Source organism: Acidithiobacillus sp. TH-A35 (assembly GCF_057473505.1).
Genome location: NZ_JBYCKR010000100.1, coordinates 1 through 2,343, shown reverse-complemented (window position 1 = coordinate 2,343; position 2,343 = coordinate 1). Strand labels below are relative to the sequence as shown.

Genomic DNA, 2,343 nt, shown 5'->3' with positions numbered 1-2,343 from the left:
ACCGTGTCTGCGCCGCCCTCGGCGTTCGGCTGGTAGCCCAGGTCATACACGCCTGACCGGGTACCGCGCGCGCCGGCTATCGTGCCGCCAGCGCCCTGGACCCGGCCCAGTGACGGGCAAACTGCCGCGCCACCCGGCCACTGCGCGAGCCGCGCTGCAAGGCCCAGCGCAAGGCTTCCTCCCGCCACTCCGCCGGCGGCGTCCGCACCCCCAGACGTTGCAGATGGATAATGCAAATATCGAGATACATGGCCTGATCAAAGGGATAAAAGCCCAGCCATAAGCCGAAGCGCTCGGAAAGGCTGATTTTTTCTTCCGCCGTCTCGCCGGGGATGATTTCCTCACCGTGGCGCTGATATTCCTCGTTGTCGGCGAAATGACGCGGCATCAGATGCCGCCGGTTGCTGGTGGCGTAGAGCAGCACGTTGTCCGGACGCGCCTCCACCCCACCGTCCAGCAGGGACTTGAGGGCCTTGTAGCCGGGGTCATCGCCACCGAAAGACAGGTCATCGCAGAAGAGCACAAAGTAATAGGCCTGCTGTGGATCGGCTGCCTGCAGTGCCGCCAGAATCTCCGGCAGGTCGAGGATGCCGTCCGGGTCGATTTCAATCACCCGCAGCCCCCGATCCGCATAACGGCGCAGGAGCGCCTTGACCAACGAAGACTTGCCCGTGCCCCGCCCGCCCCAGAGTAAGGCGTCATTGGCGGGAAAACCGGCGACAAACTGGCGGGTGTTCAAGTCCAGTGCGGCCTTGGCGTCTTCGATACCGAGCAGTTCGTCCATCTCCGGCAAGTCCACGCGGGCCACCCCTTCCAGACGGCCACCGAGGGGCAGATGGCGCCAGCGGGCGGCCCTTACCCCGGCAAAATCGGGCAGAGGATGGCTGCTGCTGTCCCCCAAAAGGGCGGCTAAACCCTGAATCACCTGTTGACGTTCCACTGTCCACGAACTCCTTTCTGTGATTAGATAGCGTAAGATTAACCCCATTTACCGTGGCGCGTCATGAAACTGCTTACCGATTTCCTCCCCATCATCCTCTTTTTCGTGGCCTACAAGATTCACGGGATCTACACGGCCACCGAGGTGCTTATCGTTGCCGCCATCCTGCTGATGGCCTGGCAGTGGTGGCGGCGGGGTCGGGTCGAAACCATGACCTGGGTTTCCACCCTGCTGATCCTGACCTTCGGCGGCCTGACCCTGTATTTTCATAACGACACCTTCATCAAGGTCAAACCCAGCATTCTCTATGTGCTGTTCGCGGCGGCCCTGCTCTTTACCCACTGGCGCGAGCAACCCCTCCTGCAGCGCCTGATGGGCGGACAACTGCCGGCCGCGCTGCCCCTGTCTTTCTGGCGGCGCCTCAATGGCTACTGGATCGCCTTCTTTCTCTTCGGCGCGGTCCTGAACCTGATCGTGGCCTATGCGTTTTCGACGAGTATCTGGGTGGATTTCAAGCTTTTCGGCATGCTCGCCATCACCGTCATTTTCGTGCTCTTTCAAGCGGTGGTGATCTCGCGTGCTTTGCCGCAAGAGGCTAAGGATGGCGATTCGTCGGCGTAGCCTCTGATCGTCGGGGACAGTTGCCAACGGGCTGCAAATGGGGCAGCTTTAGGACATACATCTCACCGACAGGAAAAGGTTCATGTATTACTGCATTATTGGCACGGACAATCCCGATTCCCTGGGCAAGCGCCAGATGGCGCGGGGCGATCATCTGGCGCGCCTGCATCAGTTGCAATCCGAGGGGCGTTTACTGACTGCGGGGCCATTCCCCGCTATAGACAGCGAGGAACCGGGCGAATCGGGGTTTACCGGCAGCCTGATCATTGCCCGTTTTGACTCGCTGGAGGACGCCCATACCTGGGCTGCCGCCGAACCTTATCTCAGTGGCGGTGTTTACGCAGAGGTCAGCGTTCGCCCTTATAAAGGAGTATTTTTGCCATGAACAAGGAAATCCTTGGTAATTTATTGCGTGACGCCCTGAATCCGGAATTCCTGGAAATCGATGACCGGACGGAAGCCCACAGTGGTCATGCGGCGTCTGGCGGTGGCGGGCATTACGAGGTGCGCATTGTCAGCAGCCAGTTCGCGGGCTTGGTCCCATTGGCACGTCACCGCCTGGTCAATGCGGCCACCGATCCGGTGCGTCACGAGATACACGCGCTGTCGATCAAGGCCTATAGCCCGGAGGAGTATGCCGCCCAAAACCCGCCCAAAACACAGCGTCCAGCCATCGCCCTGAATGTCCTTTAGGGGCGGCGTGCTCAGATGCCAGCCGATAGCTTCGTCCGCAGCTTCCGCGAGTCTTCGCCCTACATTCATCGCTTTCGCGGGCAGACCTT

General features: G+C 60.6%; 4 protein-coding genes. 3 read left to right on the top strand and 1 reads right to left on the bottom strand.

The annotated features are described in order from the left end of the window. Positions 1–76: 76 nt before the first annotated feature. Positions 77–940, bottom strand: coding sequence for an ATP-binding protein (locus AC2VNK_RS03730; protein WP_486882837.1), 864 nt, complete (start codon positions 938–940; stop codon positions 77–79). Positions 941–1,003: 63 nt separating this feature from the next. Between AC2VNK_RS03730 and AC2VNK_RS03725 the strand changes: the two genes are divergently transcribed. The 3 genes from AC2VNK_RS03725 (at position 1,004) to AC2VNK_RS03715 (ending at position 2,254) form a co-directional block, all read left to right on the top strand. Then, positions 1,004–1,561, top strand: coding sequence for a septation protein A (locus AC2VNK_RS03725; protein WP_291523061.1), 558 nt, complete (start codon positions 1,004–1,006; stop codon positions 1,559–1,561). Positions 1,562–1,643: 82 nt separating this feature from the next. Beyond that, positions 1,644–1,946, top strand: coding sequence for a YciI family protein (locus tag AC2VNK_RS03720; RefSeq protein ID WP_486882836.1), 303 nt, complete (start codon positions 1,644–1,646; stop codon positions 1,944–1,946). Further along, complete coding sequence (locus AC2VNK_RS03715) at positions 1,943–2,254, top strand: BolA family protein (RefSeq protein WP_486882835.1); 312 nt, start codon at positions 1,943–1,945, stop codon at positions 2,252–2,254. Before AC2VNK_RS03720 ends, AC2VNK_RS03715 begins: the two co-directional genes overlap by 4 nt. Positions 2,255–2,343: the final 89 nt, after the last annotated feature.

Coding starts and splice junctions, on each gene's coding strand:
- AC2VNK_RS03720 (WP_486882836.1), top strand. CDS start 1,644: ATGTATTACTGCATTATTGGCACGGACAATCCCGATTCCCTGGGCAAG.
- AC2VNK_RS03715 (WP_486882835.1), top strand. CDS start 1,943: ATGAACAAGGAAATCCTTGGTAATTTATTGCGTGACGCCCTGAATCCG.
- AC2VNK_RS03725 (WP_291523061.1), top strand. CDS start 1,004: ATGAAACTGCTTACCGATTTCCTCCCCATCATCCTCTTTTTCGTGGCC.